This is a genomic window from Pseudomonas vranovensis (genome assembly GCF_040438935.1).
Taxonomy (GTDB): Bacteria; Pseudomonadota; Gammaproteobacteria; order Pseudomonadales; family Pseudomonadaceae; genus Aquipseudomonas; species Aquipseudomonas vranovensis.
In genome coordinates this window covers 5,328,971-5,349,373 of the sequence record NZ_CP159259.1, presented here as the reverse complement: position 1 = coordinate 5,349,373, position 20,403 = coordinate 5,328,971, and the positions used below count along the sequence as shown (strand labels likewise).

Below are 20,403 nucleotides of genomic sequence, written 5' to 3'. Positions count from 1 at the left end.
TCCTGGACCACTCAGCGATAAACCGGAAAATCTGCACACAGTGCCGACACGTTCTTCGCAACATCGGCCTCGACATCGGCATCACCGAGGTTGTCGAGGATGTCGCAGATCCAGCCGGCCAGCTCCACGCACTGGGCAACCTTGAAGCCGCGGCTGGTGACCGCCGGGGTGCCGATACGCAGGCCCGAGGTCACGAACGGCGACTGCGGATCGTTGGGCACGGCGTTCTTGTTCACGGTGATGTGGGCGCGGCCCAGGGCGGCGTCGGCGTCTTTGCCGGTCAGGCCCTGGCGGATCAGGCTGACCAGGAACAGGTGGTTGTCGGTACCACCGGACACCACATCGAAACCACGGTCGATGAACACCTTGGCCATGGCCTGGGCGTTGTCGATCACCTGCTGTTGGTAGGTCTTGAAGCCTGGCTCCAGCGCCTCCTTGAAGCACACCGCCTTACCGGCGATCACGTGCATCAGCGGGCCACCCTGGGCACCGGGGAATACCGCGGCATTGAGCTTCTTCTCGATTTCTTCGTTGCTGCGCGCCAGGATCAGGCCGCCACGAGGCCCCCGCAGGGTCTTGTGGGTAGTGGTGGTGACCACGTCGGCGTAGGGCAGCGGGTTCGGGTACAGGCCGGCGGCCACAAGGCCAGCCACGTGGGCCATGTCGACGAACAGGTAGGCGCCGACCTTGTCGGCGATCTGGCGGAAGCGCGGGAAGTCCAGGGTCTTGGAGTAGGCCGAGAAGCCGGCAACGATCATCTTCGGCTGGCACTCGACGGCCAGGCGCTCGACTTCGTCGTAGTCGATCAGGCCGGTGCTGGTGTCGATGCCGTACTGCACGGCGTTGTACAGCTTGCCCGAGGACGACACCTTGGCACCGTGGGTCAGGTGACCGCCGTGGGCCAGGCTCATGCCCAGGAGGGTGTCGCCGGCTTGCAGCAGGGCCAGGTACACGGCGCTGTTGGCCGAGGAGCCGGAGTGCGGCTGGACGTTGGCGTAGTCGGCACCGAACAGCTGCTTGGCGCGGTCGATGGCCAGTTGCTCGACTTTATCCACATGCTCGCAACCGCCGTAGTAGCGCTTGCCCGGATAACCTTCGGCGTATTTGTTGGTCAGGCCGCTGCCCTGGGCCTGCATGACACGCTTGCTGGTGTAGTTTTCCGAGGCGATCAGCTCGATGTGATCTTCCTGGCGTTGCTCCTCGGCATTCATCGCCGCCAGCAGTGCATCGTCGTAACCCTGGATCTGGTCTTGCTTGCTGAACATTGCATCTCTCCCGGCAGCGGCATCGGTCTTGTGGGGCAATTGCCCTTTTCAGCGATGGTATGACCGACGCAGACGGCCCAGATGCCTACGCACGCCTTGCAGTGGTGCGTTTACGACATGGCGCGTATCGCGGGGCAAGCCCGCTCCCACCGTATCAGGCCAACCCTGTGGAAGCGGGCTTGCCCCGCGACGCTGTTCGGTTCATGCCGGTTGTTTTACAGTGCTCTCCTGCGTCGTTCTCAGGACACCGTCATGACAGATCAAAGCCAGCAATTCGCCAGCGACAACTATTCCGGCATCTGCCCCGAAGCCTGGGCCGCAATGGAGAAAGCCAACCTGGGTCATGACCGCTCATACGGCGACGACCAATGGACCGCCCGCGCCGCCGAGTACTTCCGCGAGCTGTTCGAAACCGACTGCGAAGTGTTCTTCGCCTTCAACGGCACTGCGGCCAACTCCCTGGCGCTGTCGTCTTTGTGCCAGAGCTATCACAGCGTCATCTGCTCGGAGACCGCCCACGTCGAGACCGACGAATGCGGCGCCCCGGAGTTCTTCTCCAACGGCTCCAAACTGCTCACCGCGCGCAGCGTGGATGGCAAGCTGACGCCCGAGTCGATCCGCGAAGTCGCCCTCAAGCGCCAGGACATCCACTACCCCAAGCCACGGGTGGTCACCATCACCCAGGCCACCGAAGTCGGCACCGTTTATCACCCTGAAGAGCTCAAGGCGATCAGCGCCACCTGCAAGGAACTGGGCCTGAACCTGCACATGGACGGCGCCCGCTTCAGCAACGCCTGTGCTTCCCTGGGCGTCTCGCCGGCCGAGCTGACCTGGAAGGCGGGTGTCGATGTACTGTGCTTTGGCGGTACCAAGAACGGCATGGCGGTGGGTGAGGCGATTCTGTTCTTCAACCGCAAGCTGGCTGAAGACTTCGACTACCGCTGCAAGCAGGCTGGCCAATTGGCCTCGAAGATGCGCTTTCTGTCGGCCCCGTGGGTGGGCTTGCTGGAAAACGATGCCTGGCTCAAGTACGGCAGCCATGCCAACCGTTGCGCACAGTTGCTCAGCGAACTGGTCAGCGATGTGCCGGGCGTGGAACTGATGTTCCCGGTGCAAGCCAACGGGGTGTTCCTGCAGATGTCTGAACCGGCCCTGGAAGCCTTGCGCAACAAGGGCTGGCGCTTCTACACCTTCATTGGCAGCGGGGGTGCGCGGTTCATGTGCTCGTGGGACACCGATGAGGCACGGGTGCGCGAGCTGGCGGCGGATATCCGCGCGGCCATGGGCGCCTGAGGGCCCTTATCGCGGGGCAAGGCCGCTCCTACCGTAGGAACGGCCTTGCCCCGCGATAACGATCTACAGCCTGAAGCCACCCATCTGCCGCGCCAGGTCATCGGCCAACCCACGCAGCGCCTGGCAGTCCTCCCGACACCCCTGCACTTCAGCCGCCGTCTGGCGTGCCAGATCGGAAATCCCCTGCACATTGCGGTTGATCTCATCGGTCACCGCCGACTGCTCCTCCGTCGCCGTCGCCACCTGCAGGTTCATGTCACTGATGTGTTCCACCTGCCCGGTAATGGTGGTCAACGATGCCCCAGTGCGCTGGCTCGACTCGACCCCGGTACCCGTCGCGGCCTGCCCGGCATGCATGGACGCCACCGCGTTGCCGGCACCCTGCTTGAGCCGCTGGATCATGTGCTGGATTTCGTCGGTGGATACCTGGGTACGTTGCGCCAGCGTACGCACCTCATCGGCGACCACGGCAAAACCACGGCCCATTTCACCGGCGCGAGCGGCCTCGATGGCAGCGTTGAGCGCCAGCAGGTTGGTCTGCTCGGAGATGCTGCGAATCACCGCCAGCACTTCGTCGATGGATGCCACCTCCTCAGCCAGCTGACTCACCGCCCCCGCCGCCAGGCCGATCTCGCCCGACATTCCCTCGATGTGGGCAATCGAACGCTGCACCACTTCACGGGCCTGCAACGCTTCGCTGCGCGCGGTCTGCGACGCCTGGGCGGCGTTGCCCGCATTCTGGGCGATGTCCTGCACGGTAAGCCCCATCTGGTGTACTGCCGTTGCCACCATCTCGGTCATTTCCTGCTGGCGCAGCGAACGGTCCGCCGTGTTTTCCACCACCTCGGTCACCTGGCTGACGGCCTTGTGCAGGTGCTCGGTAGTGCGCAGTACTTCACCGATCAGGTCGCGCTGGTTGTCCAGGAAACGATTGAAACCGCGGGCCAGGTCCCCGAGCTCGTCGGCGCGGGACTCATCCAGCCGGTGAGTCAGGTCGCCACCACCGTTGCCGATGGCCATCAAGGCGCCGGTCACCCGGCGAATCGGGCGAACGATGCCCCCCGCCAGCAACACCACCAGCAACAGCGACACCAGGGCGACCGCGCCACCAATCAGGCTGGTCATCCACACCGTTTCACGTACCGGGGCGTAGATCTGCGCCTCCGGCACTTCGGCGACCAGCGTCCAGTTCAGGTCGCGCAAAGGCAGGCTCAAGGCCAGGTAACCTTCGCCGTCACGCTCGAAACGGCTGCTGTGCAGGCTGTCGTTCCGGTCCAGCACGGCCTGGGCGGCGGCCGCGCCGATCTGCTCGGCAAGCTTACGCTTGCCACTGAACTGCTGGTCTGGATGAACCTGGATCAGGCCATCGCCGCGCACCAGAAACACCCGTCCGCGCTCACCAAAGCTGAAGTTGTGGATCAGCTCGGACAACTCGGTCATGCGCAGGCCGAGGCCGGCGATGCCCACCAGCTTTCCGGCCTTCTCCACCCGATAGTCGATGAACAACGCCAGCTCTCCGGTACTGCCATCGGTGTCGATGTTGAGCAGGCGCGGGTTGCCGCTGTCGATGAAGCCATAGAACCACTTGTCCGCCGGATTGCTGCGGCTCAACGTTCGGTCCAGGCCCTTTTCGTTGTAGTAGTGGTTGGTTTCGGTCGCCGCGAACAGCGCGGTAAAGGCCTGGTTCTTCTGCCGCAGCGCTTCCAGGTATTCGACAAACTGTGCTGCCTGGGCCGGGTCTTCGCCCGCTGCCAGCCAATCGCGCAGCAAAGTATTGTTGGCAATATCGGCCGCTGCGGTGAGCGGACGGCTGAGCATGCGCTCGATGTCGTTACGAATTGCCTCAATGCTCGCCGGCAAGGCGGTGTCGACCAAGTAACGCTCGGTCAGGCGATTGACCGCTACCGAGTAGATTCCCACCACCACAAGAATGCTCACCAACAGGGCTGCGCCCATGCTTGCAATCAACTGCCACTGGATACTGCGCCGCCAGAACTGCATGAAACTTCCCCTGAGTAAATAAGCCCTGTACTGCAATAGACAGGCCAATTGTATACAGAAGGAAATACAATAACTCCAGTGACCCACGACAATGCCGCCCACTGCCGACAGGGCAGTGAGCGAGCAAAAGAAGCGTGAACGGTGTTGCGGGGGCCGATCAGCTGTTGCCGATGGTCCGGGCAATCACATCGACCGTGGCGCTGACTTGCTCTTGGTAACGGTCGAGGGCCTGCTGGTGCTGCTGTTGCAGTTCGATCTGCTGCGAGCACAGGTTGAGGGCTGCCAGAACCAGCAGCTTGTCACCGATCAGGGTGGGGTATTTGCGCTTGGTCTCGGCCAGCGACGCGTTGAGCATCTGCACGGCCTGGGCCAGGGCCTGTTCCTGGCCTTCGGGGGCCTTGATCGAATAGTCACTGCCGAGAATCGACACGACATTGATCGGCTGTGCTGAAGTTCTCATGCGTTGACGGCACCAACGCTGGCGCGCTCGACCAGGGCCTGGATACGTGCAGCGGTAGCGCCCTGCTTCTCTTCCTGCTCCATCAGCGACAGCTGCAGGCTTTCGTTTTCGTCCTTGGCTTGGGCCAGTTCAGCGCTGATCTGAGCATTGCGCTCGGCCAGTTCCTGATTCTTCTGTACCAGGTCGCCGACCAGTTGTTCCAATTGACTGAGGGAAGTTTCCAACATGATTACCTTCTCGGGGGTTTTCGGGGGGCGCACACGATAAAGAAAAGTCCGCGTGCTAGCCAGGGATATCGGGTTTAGACGCTTCACGCTGGTGCAGATTGACCCGGGTTACGGAGTCCGGTTCCCCATATTGGCAGCCGCCCGTCAGGAAAGAAGATAGCTGGCTCACAATTTCATCTTCAGGCCCTCAAGAGTTTTTGCGTCCGACCGATAGGCAAGTCAGTCCTGAATCTGTCGCACCCCGTGCGCGTCCATTTCCCTCCCGGAAGACCACCATGTCCCTACGTAACATGAACATCGCCCCGCGCGCGCTGCTGGGGTTTGCCTTGATCTGTGCCTTGATGCTGGGCCTGGGGCTGTTCGCCCTCAACCAGATGGGCAAGATTCGCCAGGCCGGCGAAATCATCGAGCAGTCCACCGTACCCAGCATCACCAACCTCGACCAGCTGACTCAGCTGACCCTGCGCCTGCGTACCTTGTCGTACCGCCTGTTGATCAACCGCGAAGCCGACACGGTGCAGAACACCTTGCAATTGATCGACCAGCGCAACCAGCAGATCGACGACGCCCGCCGGGTGTACGAGCCATTGATCTATGGCACCGAGGAGCGCACGGCCTACAACCAGTACGTGCAGTTGCTCGGCCAGTACCGACAACTGGAAAACCGCATGCGCCTGGCTTCGCAAAGCAATGACCTGGAGGTGCTGCGCACCTTGATCAACCGCGACATGCTCGACAACTCCGAGCAGATCAACAAAGTCATGGATCAACTGGTGAGCATCAACACCGAACAGACCCGCGAGATCAACCAGACTGCCGCCGACCAATACAGCCATGCCGTCGCCCTGGTGATCGGCCTGTTGCTGGCAGCCACGGTGCTGACCTTGATCTGCGCCCTGCTGCTGACCCGCAGTATCGTCAGGCCCATCGACGAAGCCCTGCAGGCCGCCGAGCGCATCGCCGAAGGCGACCTGACCCGCCGCATCGAAGCCGAAGGCCAGGACGAGGCCGCGCGCCTGCTACGGGCGATGGCCAAGATGCAGAACAAACTGCGCGACACGCTGCAACTGATTGCAGGCTCAGCCACGCAACTGGCCTCGGCCGCCGAGGAACTCAACAGCGTCACCGACGAAAGCGCCCGTGGTCTGCAACAGCAGAACAACGAAATCGAACAGGCCGCCACCGCCGTCACCGAAATGACCAGCGCTGTGGAAGAAGTGGCGCGCAATGCCGTGAGCACCTCCGAGGCCTCTCAGGCTGCGACCCGTTCAGCCGGTGACGGTCGTGACCTGGTACTGGAAACCGTCACCGCCATCGAACGCATGAGTGTCGATGTGCAAGGCACCGCCGAATTGATCGGCAACCTGGCAGAAGAGTCGCGGGACATTGGCAAGGTGCTGGATGTGATTCGCGGCCTGGCCGACCAGACCAACCTGCTGGCCTTGAATGCTGCCATCGAGGCAGCCCGTGCCGGTGAAGCCGGTCGCGGCTTTGCCGTGGTGGCCGATGAGGTGCGAGCCCTGGCCCACCGCACCCAGCAGTCGACCAGCGAAATCGAGCGGATGATCGGCAGCATCCAGGGCGGTACCGAGCAGGCGGTCAACTCCATGCGCAACAGCACCGAACGGGCCGAGTCGACCCTGAACATCGCCCGTGGCGCCGGCCTTGCGCTGGACACCATCACCGGCGCCGTGGCCCAGATCAACGAACGCAACCTGGTGATCGCCAGCGCCGCCGAAGAGCAGGCCCAGGTGGCTCGCGAAGTGGACCGCAACCTGGTCAACATCAACGACCTGTCAGTGCAGTCGGCCACCGGCGCCCACCAGACCAGCGCCGCCAGCGCCGAGCTGTCGCGCCTGGCTGTGGACCTGAACGGCCTGGTGGCCCGCTTCAGCGTCTGACCTTTGTGTAGGAGCGGGCTCGCCCCGCGATACGATGTGACGGTCAGATCGCTATCGCGGGGCAAGTCGAGCCGTCGCACCGCCGCTCCCACAGTGTTCAGTATTCGATCCGCACATCCCCTTTCGGCACGCTGCAGCACGACAGGATATAACCCTCGGCGACGTCGTCATCGGTGATGCCGCCGTTGTGCTCCATCTCCACCTCGCCACCCAGCTTGAGTACCTTGCAGGTACCGCAGATGCCCATGCCGCAGGCTTTGGGAATCATCAGGCCAAGCTTGGCCGCCGCCGCATGCACGGTCTCGCCCGGCGCTACGCGAATACTCTTGCCGGCCGCGGTGAATTCCACCTGGTGCAGGTCGGCATTGTCCACTTCCGGCGCATCGGCAGCCTGCTCGGCAAGCTCGACAGCGTCGGCCTTGACCTCGGCCGGGGTCGCCCCGAACGATTCCTCGTGGTAGCGGCTCATGTCGTAGCCGCTGCCTTCGAGCAGGCGCTTGACCGCATGCATGTAGGGCGTAGGGCCACAGCAGAAGATCTCGCGCTCCATGTAGTCCGGCGCAATCAGTTCCATCAGTTTCTGGTTCAGGTAGCCACGGTAGCCCGCCCAGGGCTCGCCCAGGCCATGTTTCTCGCAAATGATGTGCAGGCTGAAGTTGTCGATCCGCGACGCCATGTGCTCCAGCTCGCGGTGATAAATGATGTCCTTGGGCGAGCGGGCGCTGTGTACGAACACCATATCGACATTGGCGTTGGTGTCGTAGAACCACCGGGCCATCGACATCACCGGGGTGATGCCGACGCCGCCGCTCAGGTACAGCACCTTGGGGCTGGGGAAGTCGATGGCGTTGAACAGCCCCACCGGTCCATGCACCGCCAGCTCCTGGCCTTCGTGCAGGGTGTCGTGCAGCCAGTTGGAGACCTTGCCGCCCGGTACCCGCTTGATGGTCACCGAGAAGCTGTAGGGCACCGACGGCGAGCTTGAGATGGTGTAGGAGCGCATGATCGGCACCCCGTCTATCTCAAGTTCCAGGGTCACGAACTGCCCGGGCTTGAAGAAGAACATGATCGGCTGGTCGGCCATGAAACAGAAGGTGCGCACATCCCAGGTTTCCTGGATCACCTTGACGCAACGGACGATGTGGCGGCCGTTGGCCCAGGTCTGGGTGCTGACCGGATTGAGGAAGTTGGACATGCTCGTCTCCACGGCCGACTGCGGCCTGATGGCTGCGATTCTGATCAAGCTGCGACACGAACACTTTCCTATCCGCGACATCGGCGTGCTTATCGCGACCAGCCCCCTGCCGCAAGGGCTGGCGCGTCGGAAACGGATCTGATCATGTCGTCCATGGATATGGTTCAAGGCGGCTTCAATCGCACACTCCTTCGCAAATGAACCGCTGTATTTCAGCCTTGCGTCGCCATAACAACGATTAGCCACATTCACCGGCCACAAGCACTGGCCACGAGGACCTACACGATGGACGTCACCGCAACTTTGAGTCTGGGCGATCCACTGGAACCTGCGCGCAAGGCCACCGCCGAGATGCTGCAGAACCGCGAGCGGACCTTCTCGCTGCCGCAGCCGTTCTATTGCGACGAACGCCTGTTCCAGATCGACATGGAAGAGATCTTCCAGAAGGAATGGCTGATTGCCGGGATGACCTGTGAAATCCCGACCAAGGGCAACTTCCTCACCCTGCAGATCGGCAAGAACCCGATCCTGGTGGTGCGCGGTGCCGAAGGCCAGGTGCATGCTTTCCACAACGTCTGCCGTCACCGTGGTTCGCGCCTGTGTACCAGTGAAAAAGGCAAGGTGGCCAAGTTGGTCTGCCATTACCACCAATGGACCTACGAGCTCGACGGCCGCCTGCTGTTCGCCGGCACCGAAATGGGCGCCGACTTCGACATGAAGCAGTACGGCCTCAAGCCTGTGCATGTGAAGACCGCCGGTGGCTACATTTTCATCAGCCTGGCCGAGAACCCACCGGCGATCGACGACTTCCTCGCCACCCTGGCTCACTACATGGAGCCCTACGACATGGAGAACACCAAGGTGGCGGTGCAGACCACCTTGATGGAAAAGGCCAACTGGAAGCTGGTGCTGGAAAACAACCGCGAGTGCTACCACTGCAGCGGTTCTCACCCGGAGCTGCTCAAGACCCTGCTGGAATGGGATGACGTCACCGACCCGCGGGCCGACCAGGCGTTCAAGGATCACGTCGCGGCCTCGGCTGCCGCCTGGGACGCCGAGAAGATCCCCTACGCCCACGCCAGCTTCGGCCTGCGCAACCGTATCGTGCGCATGCCGCTGCTCAAGGGCACCGTGTCCATGACCCTGGACGGCAAGCAGGGCTGCCAGAAGCTCATGGGCCGGATCAAGAACCCCGACCTGGGCTCGATGCGCATCCTTCACCTGCCGCACTCGTGGAACCACTGCATGGGCGATCACATCATTGTCTTCACCGTGTGGCCGATCAGCGCCCAGGAAACCATGGTCACCACCAAGTGGCTGGTGCACAAGGATGCGGTCGAGGGGGTGGACTACGACCCGGCGCGCATGCGCCAGGTGTGGGATGCAACCAACGACCAGGATCGTCGCCTGGCCGAGGAGAACCAGCGCGGGATCAACTCCACGGCGTATCAGCCAGGCCCGTACTCCAAGACCTACGAATTTGGTGTGGTGAACTTCGTGGACTGGTACAGCGAGCGGGTGCTGAGCAACCTGGGGGCCGCGCCTGCGCCTTACCTGAAAGGGGTGGCGGCGCAGTAAACGGAGCAAGGCATCGCCGGGTAGGAGCAACTGTCTTGAACCACGACCGCTACGCGGTCGATCGCAGGCATTCGCCAGCGGCTGCACGGACAATCTGTAGCCGCTGCCGAGGAACGAGGCTGCGATCGACTGTGCAGCAGTCACCAAGTGGGACTTGCCCGACGATCGCTGTACAAATACTGACCAGCCCCCGCAATCCCCCGCCCCCGCTGGCTCGCCCCACACAGCAAACACTTTATCCACAGGACAACCCACAGCAATTGTGGGAAACCTGGCTGCTCGCCTGTGGAAAACAGCATATTGATGAAATCAGGCCAATTGGACGTTTTTTGACCAATACTCTGTAAGCCTTTGAATACGTGGCTCACAGGGGAAGGCAAACACCTTATCCACAAAGCGGCCAACAGACTTTGTGTGCAAAAGAACCTAGCTTGGAAAGGTATTGTGGATAACGCCGAAAGCCGTGTAATTACACGGCTTTAGCGTTATGGAAGGGGGGAAAACAGCAATATGGACGTTTTTTGATCAACTCTCTGCACGCCTTGATCCACGCGGCTTGCAGTCATGGGCGAACATATTATCCACAGATCCGCCAACAAGGATTGTGGGTAACGCTCCTCAGCGCAGCACGCCTTCCTCCACCAGCAATTTGAGAATGGCCTCGGCACCCGCTTCAGGAGTGACCTCCTTGAGTACCTGGCCACCTCCGCCACTGGCCTTCGCCGTCGCGGCTTTCATGCGGTCGGCACCGCTCTTGGCCTTGATCACTTTCAAGCGCTTGGGCCGTGGCTTGGCCGGTTGCAGCTCGGCACCTGTGAACAACTCGTCTTCGACGATTGCCACTTGCCGGGCCGCCAGCACCCCGCGTCGCGCCGGGCCAAAGGCGCTCTGGCGCGGCTTGGGTGCGGCGTTATCCACAGTGGCGAGCAGCGGCAGGCGCACCTTGAGCCGGCGCCGCTGACCCCGTGGCAAGGCTTGCAGCACCTCGGCCACGCCGTTGTGGATAGATTCGACTTCTGCCAAGCCCACCACCAACGGCCAGCCCAGGCGCTCGGCCAACAGGAACGGGAGCATGCCCGAGCCTTCGCCGGTTTCGGCCTGGCTGCCGGTCAGCACCAACTGGGCCCCCGCCTCACGCAGATAATCCTCCAGCACACCCAGGGCGTCGGCACCCGCTGGCTGCTCAAGTACATCGAGCTGCGCCAGGCCCATGCCCAGGTAGGCACGCAGGGCCGGCTCCTGCGGGTCACCGGCATGCAGCACCTGCAAGTTATCCCCAGCCAGTTGCAGGCCCAGCTCAACCGCCCGGGCGTCCTGTTCGGCACGCCGGGTACGACCCGAGCTGGGGTGGGCACCGATGGAAACCAGACTGACGACCTTGGTACTCATAGTTATCCCCTGCCCTTATGCCGCATCGCGCTTGGCGCCGTTGCGGTAGTTTTCCAAAGCCTGGATCAGCGCCTGCAGAATTGCCGCGCTGTCGCCGATCACCGATAGGTCGGCGCGTTTGATCATGTCGCAGCCCGGGTCCATGTTGATCGCCACCACCTTGTCGCAGGCGCCGATGCCCTGCAGGTGCTGGATGGCCCCGGAGATACCCACAGCCACATAGACCCGCGCCGTGACCCAGGTACCGGTGGCCCCCACCTGGCGGTTACGCGGCATGAAGCCATCGTCCACCGCCACTCGCGAGGCGCCCTCGGTGGCTCCCAGGGCAATAGTTGCGCGGTGAAACACGTCCCAGTCCTTGACCCCGTTGCCGCCCGAGACAATGAACTCGGCTTCGGCCATGGCAATGGCTGCCGGGTCCACGGCCACCGGGCCGAGGTCTTCGATGCGTGGCAAGCTGCGCGCCATGCTTGTGGATAACTGTTCGGGCAGGGCTTCGTGACGGGTTTCGCTGACCGGCTCGGCGCACTCGGCGGAGGCCAGGATCAAGCGTGGCAAGCCACGGATCAGGTCCTGCTGGCCTGCACCGGCGCGGCCGCTGCACTGCCCGTCCTTGACCTGCCATACCCGGGTCGCCGGGCGCTCGCCCAGGGCAGCGGCAAAGCGCCGGCCCAGCTCACCGCCACCGGTGCGGCTGTCGGGCAGTAGCCAGTGGCGCGGATTGAATTGGTTATCCACAGCGCGCAGGCCCTGCACCCGTTGCTCAGGTGCATAACCCTCGAACTCGTCGCCTTCGATGACCAGCAGGCGGTCGACACCGGCTGTGGAAAAGTTGTTTTCCTTGTGCTCGCCGAACACCACCGCCAGCACCGCACCGTCGCTGCCGGCCAGGCTGTGGGCAAGGCCGAGCAGGTCACGGTCGTGGCTGCCCAGACGGCCTCCGACCATGTCCGGTACAACGGCGATGTAGAACGCCGGTGCCGGCACCTGGTGCAGCGGCAGCTCCACCGCCGCTGCCGCCGTACGCTTGGTGCTGGTGCCCTGCTGGGCACCACTGCGGTCGATGCGCTTGATGCCATTGGGGCCGATGAAACCGATCCCGTGGGGGTTCTTGCGCACAATGCCGTTGGGGCCCATCCAGCTGTGCTGCTGGGTTTGCTGCATGGCCGCGTGCAGCGGATGCAGACGGTTGCGGGCGATCCATTCGGCGCGCGGGTCACGGCGAATAATGTCGCTCATCAATGCACCTCCGCAGGTTCGCGCTTGGCGGGCGCCGGTTTGTTCGCCGGCGCTTGTTCTTCGAGCAGGGCATCAGCCACCAGCTCAGCCAGGTCCTTGATCAGTGGACGTGGTTCGACCACCCCTTCAAGCATTGCCGTGCATTGTGGACAACCCACGGCCACCAGTTCGGCACCTGTCTCGCGGATGTCCTCCATGCGCATGTCGGGAATCCGTTGCTTGCCGGGAATATCGGTGATTGGCGCACCGCCGCCGCCACCGCAGCAACGGGAACGGAAGCCCGAACGCTGCATCTCCTTGATCTCGATACCCAGGGCGCGCAGCACCTCGCGGGGCGCCTCGTACTCGCCGTTGTAGCGGCCCAGGTAGCACGGGTCGTGATAGGTCACGGTACCGCCTTTGTGCTGGCCAAGGTTCAAGGCGCCAGCACCGATCAGCTCGGCAATGTAAGTGCTGTGGTGCTGCACCTGGTACTCGCCGCCAAAGGCACCGTACTCGTTCTTGAGCACATGGAAACTGTGCGGGTCGCAGGTGACGATGCGCTTGAAGCTGTACTTGCCCAGGGTCTGGATATTGCGCTTGGCCAGTTGCTGGAAGGTCGCTTCGTCGCCCAGCCGCCGCGCCACGTCGCCACTGTCGCGTTCCTCGAGGCCCAGCACGGCAAAATCCACCTGTGCTGCCTTGAGCACCTTGACGAAGGCGCGCAGGGTACGCTGGTTGCGCATGTCGAAGGCGCCATCGCCTACCCAGAACAGCACGTCGGTGGTCTTGGTGTCGCCAAGCAGCTTGAGGCTCAGGTCCGCCGCCCAGTTCATCCGTCCACCCGGGGCAAAGCCGCCGGGGTTGTCGGTGGCGATGAGGTTGTCGAGCACCTCGGCGCCCTTGTTCGGGGTGGCGCCTTTTTCCAGGGTCAGGTGACGGCGCATGTCGACGATGGCATCGACGTGCTCGATCATCATCGGGCACTCCTCCACACACGCACGGCAGGTGGTGCACGACCACAGGGTTTCAGCGTCCACCAGGCCATTGACGATCGGCTGGTGCGGGTTGCCGCCATGTTCACCAATCGGCTTGCCTGGGTACGGGCTGCCGGCAAATTTGGCGTCGGTGCCGCCGGCCAGGCCGACGACCATGTCCTGGATGAGCTTTTTCGGGTTCAGCGGCTGCCCGGCGGCAAAGGCCGGGCATGCCGCCTCGCACTTGCCACACTGTACGCAGGCGTCGAAACCGAGCAGCTGGTTCCAGGTGAAGTCCTTGGGTTTTTCCACACCCAGCAGCGCCTGTGGATCTTCCAGGTCGATGGGCTTGAGCCCGGTGGAGCGACCACCGCCAAACCGCTCGGCGCGCCGGTGCCAGGCCAGGTGCAGGGCACCGGCGAAGGCGTGCTTCATCGGCCCGCCCCAGGTCATGCCGAAGAACAGCTCGGACACGCCCCAGAGCACACCAAGACCCAGCAGGGCAACCAGCACCCAGCTGCCGAAGCCATCCGGGAGGATGCCGGCCACCGGCAAGGTGGCGATGAAGAAACTGGCGGCGAACACCAGCAAGCTCTTGGGCAGGCGCATCCACGGTCCCTTGGACAGGCGCGAAGGCGGGTCGAGGCGGCGCTTGTAGACGAACAGCGCCCCGGCAAACATCAGCACCGTGGCAAACAGCAGGGCGTAGCCGAGGATCTTGTTGTGCAGGCCAAAGCCATGCACCAGGATCGCCAGGACCGCTGCCAGGACAAAACCGCCGGCAGTGGCAACGTGGGTATTGGCCATGTACTTGTCGCGGGCGACCACGTGGTGCAGGTCGACCATGTAGCGCCGGGGCATGGCCAGCAGCCCGCCCAGCAGATCGACCTTCGAGGGCCGGCCTTGGCGCCACATCCGCACGCGCCGCAAGGCGCCGAGGACGGCGAGGCCCAGGGCGGCGAACAGCAAAATGGGGATCACAGTGTTCAACATGGGAAGCTCCCAGCAGGAGCGGGCTTGCCCCGCGATAGCGATCCAGCAGCCACATCGCATCGCGGGGCAGGCCCGCTCCTACAGATCAGAAGTCTTTGCAGAGGCGCAAGGCGTCGTAGATGGCGGCATGGGTGTTGCGCTGCGCCACGCAGTCGCCGATGCGGTACAGCAGGTAGCCTTCGCCCGGCTGGCTGAGGATCGGCTGCGGCTGGATCGCAAAGAGTGCCTCGACGTCGATCTGGCCCTTGTTGCGCGAACCTTCCTTGAGCCCGTAGTAGAGCGCTTCGTCCGGGCGCACGCCGTTCTCGATCACCACCTGGTCGACCACCCGCTCCTCTTTGGCGCCGGTGTATTCGTTCTCCAGCACCGCTACCAGCTTGTCGCCCTCGCGGTAGACCTTTTCCAGCATCAGGTCGCCGGTCATGATGACTTCCTTGGGGTACATGCTGCGGTAGTAGGTGGGGAATGATGTACCGCCAATGGCCACGCCCGGCTTGATGTCGTCGGTGACGATCTCGACCTGGCTGCCCTTGTCGGCGAGGTAGTCGGCCACCGACATGCCGGTGAACTCGCAGATGGTGTCGTACACCAGCACGTTCTTGCCTGGCGCCACCTTGCCGTCGAGCACGTCCCAGCTACTGACCACCAGGCCTTCGGCCGCGCCCCAGTGTTCGTTCTGCTCCAGGAACGGATGCCCGCCCACGGCCAGCACGATCACGTCCGGGCGCAGGTCCTGGAGGGTGTCGATATCGGCCGCGGTGCCCAGGCGCAGGTCGACCTTCAGGCGCGCCAGCTCCAGCTGGTACCAGCGGGTAATACCGGCGATCTGGTCACGTTGCGGGGCCTTGGCAGCGATGGTGATCTGCCCGCCGATGGCGTCCTTCTTCTCGAACAAGGTCACGTCATGGCCACGCTCGGCCGCGACGCGCGCCGCCTCCATCCCCGCTGGCCCCGCGCCAACCACCACCACCTTGCGCTTGGGCCCGGTGGATTTTTCGATGATGTGCGGCACACCCATGTATTCGCGAGAGGTGGCGGCGTTCTGGATGCACAGCACATCGAGGCCCTGGTACTGACGGTCGATGCAGTAGTTGGCACCGACGCACTGCTTGATCTGGTCGATCTGGCCCATCTTGATCTTGGCGATCAGGTGCGGGTCGGCGATGTGCGCACGGGTCATGCCGACCATGTCCACGTAGCCGCCCTCAAGGATGCGGGTAGCCTGGTTCGGGTCCTTGATGTTCTGCGCGTGCAGCACTGGCACCTTGACCACTTCCTTGATGCCGGCAGCCAGGTGCAGGAACGGCTCCGGTGGATAACTCATGTTGGGGATAACGTTGGCCAGGGTGTTGTGGGTGTCGCACCCCGAGCCGATCACGCCGAAGAAATCGAGCATGCCGGTGGCGTCGTAGTACTTGGCGATTTCCTTCATGTCCTCGTGGCTCAGGCCATCGGGGTGGAATTCGTCACCACAGATACGCATGCCCACGCAGAAATCCGGACCCACTTCGGCGCGTACGGCCTTGAGCACTTCCAGGCCGAATTTCATGCGCCCTTCAAAGCTGCCGCCCCATTCGTCGGTGCGTTTGTTGACCCGCGGGCTCCAGAACTGGTCGATCATGTGCTGGTGCACGGCCGACAGCTCGACGCCGTCCAGGCCGCCCTCCTTGGCCCGGCGCGCCGCTTGCGCGTAGTTGCCGATCACGCGCCAGATTTCCTCCGGCTCGATGGTCTTGCAGGTGGCGCGGTGCACCGGTTCGCGGATGCCCGAGGGCGACATCAGGGTTGGCCAGTTGAAGCCGTCCCAGCGCGAGCGACGGCCCATGTGGGTAATCTGGATCATGATCTTGGCGCCATGCTTGTGCATGGCGTCGGCCAGGTTCTGAAAGTGCGGAATGATACGGTCGGTGGACAGGTTCACCGAGGCCCACCACTCCTGCGGGCTGTCGATGGCCACCACCGAGGAGCCCCCGCAGATGGCAAGGCCGATACCGCCCTTGGCTTTCTCTTCGTAGTACTTCACATAGCGGGCGGTGGTCATGCCGCCATCGGTGGCGTAGACCTCGGCGTGCGCAGTGCTCAGTACCCGGTTGCGGATGGTCAGTTTGCCGATCTGGATCGGCTGGAACATTGCTTCGAAAGCCATGGCGGAATCCTCGACTTACAACGGCTTGACGATGAACAGGCCGTCGTCGTGGCCTTCTTCCGAACCGCCGTATACCTGCTCGGCGACCGTGCGAATCTTGCTGCCGCGGGCTGCCAGGATCTGGTCCATGGCCCCGGCGAACCAGCCGGTGAACATGTAGTCGACCTTGCGCCCGACCTTGCCGTACACGTAAACGAAAGCCGAGTGCTCGAGCTTGACGCTGGCGGTGCCTTTATCCAGGTCGATGTCCTGGATCTTGAACAGGCCCCAGCCCCGCTGCGACAAACGCTTCATGTAGTGCTCGAACACCGCCACGCCTTCCAGCCCGTGGCATTCGGCCTCTTTCTCGCACCAGTGCCAGGCAGATTTGTAGCCGGCCTTGTAGAGGATCTCGGCATAGGCGTCGGCGCCCAGCACTTCCTCGATGCCCATGTGGTTGTTGACGAAAAAATGCCGTGGCACGTACAGCATCGGCAGGGCATCACTGGTCCATACACCGGTTTCGCTGTCGACTTCGATAGGCAATTGCGGGGCGATCTTGGCCATGCGTAAGAACTCCAGAATTCGAGGTTATTGTCGCCCTGTAGCCGCTGCCGCTGGCTGCGACAAGGTTCGAAGAACCTTCATGCCGCCAGTGCAAGCACGACTGCTGTGCAGCCGATCGCAGCCTTCGGCAGCGGCTACAGGACAGCGTTGACGGTGGCGTTATTCGCCCCAGACATCCTTGAGGACGTTCACCCAGTTCTCGCCCATGATCTTGCGCACCACGCGCTCGGAATGGCCGCGCTTGAGCAGGGTCTCGGTGAGGTTGGGGAACTCGCCCACGGTGCGGATGCCCAGCGGGTTGATGATCTTGCCGAAGCTGGTCAGGCGCCGGGCATAGCCTTTGTCGTGGGTCAGGTACTCGAAGAAGTCCTGGCCATGGCCCTGGGTGAAGTCGGTACCAATACCGATGGCGTCTTCACCAACGATGTTCATGGTGTATTCGATGGCTTCGGCATAGTCGTCGATGGTCGAGTCGATGCCCTTGGCCAGGAATGGCGCGAACATGGTCACGCCGACAAAACCGCCATGGTCGGCAATGAACTTGAGCTCTTCATCAGATTTGTTGCGCGGGTGCTCCTTGAGCCCTGAGGGCAGGCAGTGGGAGTAGCACACCGGCTTTTTCGACTCGAGGATGACTTCTTCTGAAGTCTTGGAACCGACATGGGACAGGTCGCACATGATGCCCACACGGTTCATTTCGGCGACGATCTCGCGACCGAAACCCGACAGGCCGCCGTCGCGCTCGTAACAGCCGGTGCCCACCAGGTTCTGGGTGTTGTAGCACATCTGCACGATGCCCACGCCCAACTGCTTGAACACGTCTACATAGCCGATCTGGTCTTCGAATGCGTGGGCGTTCTGGAAGCCGAACAGGATGCCGGTCTTGCCCAGCTCCTTGGCCTTGCGGATGTCGGCGGTGGTGCGCACCGGCATGACCAGGTCACCGTTCTCGCGGATCAGTTTCTGACTGGCGGCGATGTTGTTGACCGTGGCCTGGAAGCCTTCCCAGACCGACACGGTGCAGTTGGCAGCGGTCAGGCCACCCTTGCGCATGTCCTCGAACAGCTCGCGGTTCCATTTGGCAATGATCAGCCCGTCGATAACGATGCTGTCGGCGTGTAATTCGGCTGGGCTCATCAGGCTGTCCCCTTTATTGGCATTACCTGCGCCGAATCGTCTGCCGGCGCTTTGGGACCAGCATATGCCTAGGCGACAGGTCGCTAAGATGCAAAAACGACAGGGGAATTACCGAAAGCGTCAAAGCGCGACAAAGGGCTGTTGCAAAGGCTGCGCGCAGACTCTTTCACAGTTTTGCGACAAACCGCTCAAAGATTGACCGGGGCCGTTTCCCTAGCATGCACTGACCTTCATTACCCCCGGGTGCATCATGCTTCGCTCGCCTCGCTCAGCCCTCTTGTTCAGTCTTCTGACCCTGGCCAGTGGCTGCGGCGAACGTGCCCCGCAACCTCAGCCAGAGATTCGCCAGGGCGACTATCAGGCGGTGATCGAACAACTGCGCCAGCGTATCCCCGCGCTGATGGACAAGAACCATGTGCCGGGGCTGTCGCTGGCATTGATCGACGGCCAGGCGCTGGTGTGGACCGAGGGTTTTGGCCTGGCCGACCAGGATTTGCATATGCGCGTGACGCCCGATACCGCGTTTCGCGCAGGCTCGTTGTCGAAGCTGTTCACTGCCAGCGCCACCCTGCAACTGGTCGAACAGCAGCGTCTGGCGCTCGATGCACCGTTGGCGCAAACCCTGCCGGAGTTTCGCGTGCGTTCGCGCTTTCACCCTGACGCCCACAGCGCCAACAACGCCGTGACCCTGCGTCGCCTGCTCAGCCACCAGGCCGGCCTGCCCAGCGAATACCTGCCCCGCCTGCGCAGCAGCGACCCGCTGAAATACCTGCCGCAAAAAGCCTCCGGGCTATGGCTGAGCAACCCACCCGGCACCCGCACGGTGTATTCCAACCTGGGGTTTGCCCTGCTGGGCGCGGCCATCGAGCGCAGCAGTGGGCAAACCTTTGAAACCCGCCTGCAGCAGCACCTGTTGCAACCCCTGGCGATGAAGCACTCAAGCTTCATCGGCAACAGTGAGCTGGAGCCCTTTCGCGCCCGCGGCTACCTGCAAGGCCGGCGCAGCGCCGATGCACAGATCCGCGACCTGCCGGCCGGTGGGCTATGGACAACACCCCGGGAGGTCGGCCAGTTCGTCCAGATGTTGTTTGCCGAGGGCCGCTACAACGGCCGACAGGTAATGAGCCAGGCGTCGATCCAGGCTATGTTCAGCCAGCAGAACCGCGCCAACGCCCTGGATTTCGACTGCCCTATGGGCCTCGCCTGGTACCTGGGCCCCTGTGGTGATCCGCAGGTCGGGACGAACCTTGCGCAGTGGCAGCACAGCGGGTCGACCGGCGATTTTGCCGCGCAATTGAGCATGCTGCCCGAACATCAGTTGGCGGTGGTGGTGATGGCCAACGCCGACACCGCCGAAGCGCTGGTCAGCGACCTGGCGACCCAGGCCCTGCGCCTGATGGTGCAGGCCCGGGGAGGCCAGCCGGACTGCCTGGATGACTGCAGCTACAGCCTGCCGTCGATGGCCACCGCCATGGTGCCGGGTGCCGACGACCGCCAGCGGGTGGCCGGGATCTATACCAGCCGGCTGGGTGTGGTGCGCATCAAGGATGAGCGCCAGCGCCTGTTCGCCGAGCTGGCCGGCAAGCGCGTCGAGCTGCTGCGCGACAGTGACGGCTGGCTGCGCCCGGAAAAGAAACTGCTGGGCCTCTGGGCACTGGACCTGGGCAAGCTCGAACAACTGCAACTGGATGTCGTGAGCGTCGCCGACAAACGCGTGCTGGTGGTGCGACGACACGGCCAGACCTTGCCCCTGGGTGAGCGCATCGACCCCCTGCCGTTGCCCGCCGACTGGCAGGACAGTGTCGGACGCTATCGGCTGGTGAGCCCGGGCGACACCTCACCCCTGCTCGATGGCCTGAACCTGCGCATCGAGCAGGGGCTGTTACTGGCGCAAGGGCGCCGGGCCGGCGAAAGCCTGATCGAGTTCGTGATCCAGCCAATCGATAGCGAACATGCCCTGCTGGCCGGCAGCGGCCAGGACCAGGGCAACACCCTGAGCCGCTACAGCGATGGGCTGAGGGTGCTGGGCTACCGCTTTGTACGCAGCCCGGCGGCCAATACCGTTGTGCAGTTCTGA

Annotated in this window: 16 protein-coding genes; 5 read left to right on the top strand and 11 right to left on the bottom strand. The window is 63.1% G+C overall.

Annotated features, from left to right (window positions below; genetic code table 11):
• Positions 1-11 precede the first annotated feature (11 nt).
• Positions 12-1,265, bottom strand: a complete 1,254-nt coding sequence (gene glyA, locus ABVN19_RS24715; RefSeq protein WP_028942230.1) for a serine hydroxymethyltransferase — start codon at positions 1,263-1,265, stop codon at positions 12-14.
• A gap of 252 nt (positions 1,266-1,517) precedes the next feature.
• Here glyA and ABVN19_RS24710 point away from each other — a divergent pair, with 252 nt between their 5' ends.
• Positions 1,518-2,558 carry a low specificity L-threonine aldolase gene (locus tag ABVN19_RS24710; protein ID WP_028942231.1) on the top strand — a complete coding sequence of 347 codons (1,041 nt, stop codon included), beginning with the start codon at positions 1,518-1,520 and terminating at the stop codon, positions 2,556-2,558.
• Positions 2,559-2,621: 63 nt separating this feature from the next.
• Here the strand turns inward: ABVN19_RS24710 and ABVN19_RS24705 are convergent, their stop codons facing one another.
• The 3 genes from ABVN19_RS24705 to ABVN19_RS24695 form a co-directional block, all read right to left on the bottom strand.
• On the bottom strand, positions 2,622-4,559 hold the full coding sequence (locus ABVN19_RS24705) for a methyl-accepting chemotaxis protein (protein WP_028942232.1): 1,938 nt from the start codon (positions 4,557-4,559) through the stop codon (positions 2,622-2,624).
• Positions 4,560-4,716: 157 nt separating this feature from the next.
• The gene (locus ABVN19_RS24700) at positions 4,717-5,019 is read right to left on the bottom strand and encodes a cell division protein ZapA (RefSeq protein ID WP_028942233.1); all 303 of its coding nucleotides are present in this window, start codon (positions 5,017-5,019) and stop codon (positions 4,717-4,719) included.
• Positions 5,016-5,246, bottom strand: a complete 231-nt coding sequence (locus tag ABVN19_RS24695; RefSeq protein WP_028942234.1) for a hypothetical protein — start codon at positions 5,244-5,246, stop codon at positions 5,016-5,018. Before ABVN19_RS24695 ends, ABVN19_RS24700 begins: the two co-directional genes overlap by 4 nt.
• A gap of 275 nt (positions 5,247-5,521) precedes the next feature.
• Here ABVN19_RS24695 and ABVN19_RS24690 point away from each other — a divergent pair, with 275 nt between their 5' ends.
• Complete coding sequence (locus ABVN19_RS24690; RefSeq protein WP_028942235.1) at positions 5,522-7,147, top strand: methyl-accepting chemotaxis protein; 1,626 nt, start codon at positions 5,522-5,524, stop codon at positions 7,145-7,147.
• A gap of 97 nt (positions 7,148-7,244) precedes the next feature.
• Here ABVN19_RS24690 and gbcB read toward each other — a convergent pair whose 3' ends face one another.
• Entirely contained in the window at positions 7,245-8,342 is a 1,098-nt protein-coding gene (gene gbcB / locus ABVN19_RS24685) for a glycine-betaine demethylase subunit GbcB (protein WP_028942236.1), read from the bottom strand.
• Between gbcB and ABVN19_RS24680 the strand changes: the two genes are divergently transcribed.
• Positions 8,341-8,484 carry a hypothetical protein gene (locus ABVN19_RS24680; protein WP_156905599.1) on the top strand — a complete coding sequence of 48 codons (144 nt, stop codon included), beginning with the start codon at positions 8,341-8,343 and terminating at the stop codon, positions 8,482-8,484. The genes gbcB and ABVN19_RS24680 overlap by 2 nt on opposite strands.
• 143 nt (positions 8,485-8,627) lie before the next feature.
• A complete protein-coding gene (gene gbcA / locus ABVN19_RS24675) occupies positions 8,628-9,920 on the top strand; it encodes a glycine-betaine demethylase subunit GbcA (RefSeq protein ID WP_028942237.1) in 1,293 nt (430 codons plus the stop codon).
• 618 nt (positions 9,921-10,538) lie between these two features.
• Here gbcA and ABVN19_RS24670 read toward each other — a convergent pair.
• From ABVN19_RS24670 to ABVN19_RS24645, 6 genes are all read right to left on the bottom strand, one after another.
• The gene (locus ABVN19_RS24670; RefSeq protein WP_105641440.1) at positions 10,539-11,309 is read right to left on the bottom strand and encodes an electron transfer flavoprotein subunit beta; all 771 of its coding nucleotides are present in this window, start codon (positions 11,307-11,309) and stop codon (positions 10,539-10,541) included.
• Positions 11,310-11,324: 15 nt separating this feature from the next.
• On the bottom strand, positions 11,325-12,548 hold the full coding sequence (locus ABVN19_RS24665) for an electron transfer flavoprotein subunit alpha/FixB family protein (protein ID WP_105641439.1): 1,224 nt from the start codon (positions 12,546-12,548) through the stop codon (positions 11,325-11,327).
• Positions 12,548-14,497 carry a dimethylglycine demethylation protein DgcB gene (dgcB, locus tag ABVN19_RS24660; protein ID WP_105641438.1) on the bottom strand — a complete coding sequence of 650 codons (1,950 nt, stop codon included), beginning with the start codon at positions 14,495-14,497 and terminating at the stop codon, positions 12,548-12,550. The genes ABVN19_RS24665 and dgcB overlap by 1 nt, the downstream gene beginning before the upstream one ends.
• 85 nt (positions 14,498-14,582) lie before the next feature.
• A complete protein-coding gene (dgcA, locus tag ABVN19_RS24655; RefSeq protein ID WP_028942241.1) occupies positions 14,583-16,643 on the bottom strand; it encodes a dimethylglycine demethylation protein DgcA in 2,061 nt (686 codons plus the stop codon).
• Between the two features lie 15 nt (positions 16,644-16,658).
• Positions 16,659-17,189 (bottom strand): 4-vinyl reductase, encoded by a 531-nt coding sequence (locus ABVN19_RS24650; protein ID WP_003177589.1) that lies wholly within the window; start codon positions 17,187-17,189, stop codon positions 16,659-16,661.
• Positions 17,190-17,348: 159 nt separating this feature from the next.
• The gene (locus tag ABVN19_RS24645; RefSeq protein ID WP_028942242.1) at positions 17,349-18,326 is read right to left on the bottom strand and encodes a dipeptidase; all 978 of its coding nucleotides are present in this window, start codon (positions 18,324-18,326) and stop codon (positions 17,349-17,351) included.
• Positions 18,327-18,576: 250 nt separating this feature from the next.
• Here ABVN19_RS24645 and ABVN19_RS24640 point away from each other — a divergent pair, with 250 nt between their 5' ends.
• Complete coding sequence (locus ABVN19_RS24640) at positions 18,577-20,403, top strand: serine hydrolase domain-containing protein (protein WP_028942243.1); 1,827 nt, start codon at positions 18,577-18,579, stop codon at positions 20,401-20,403.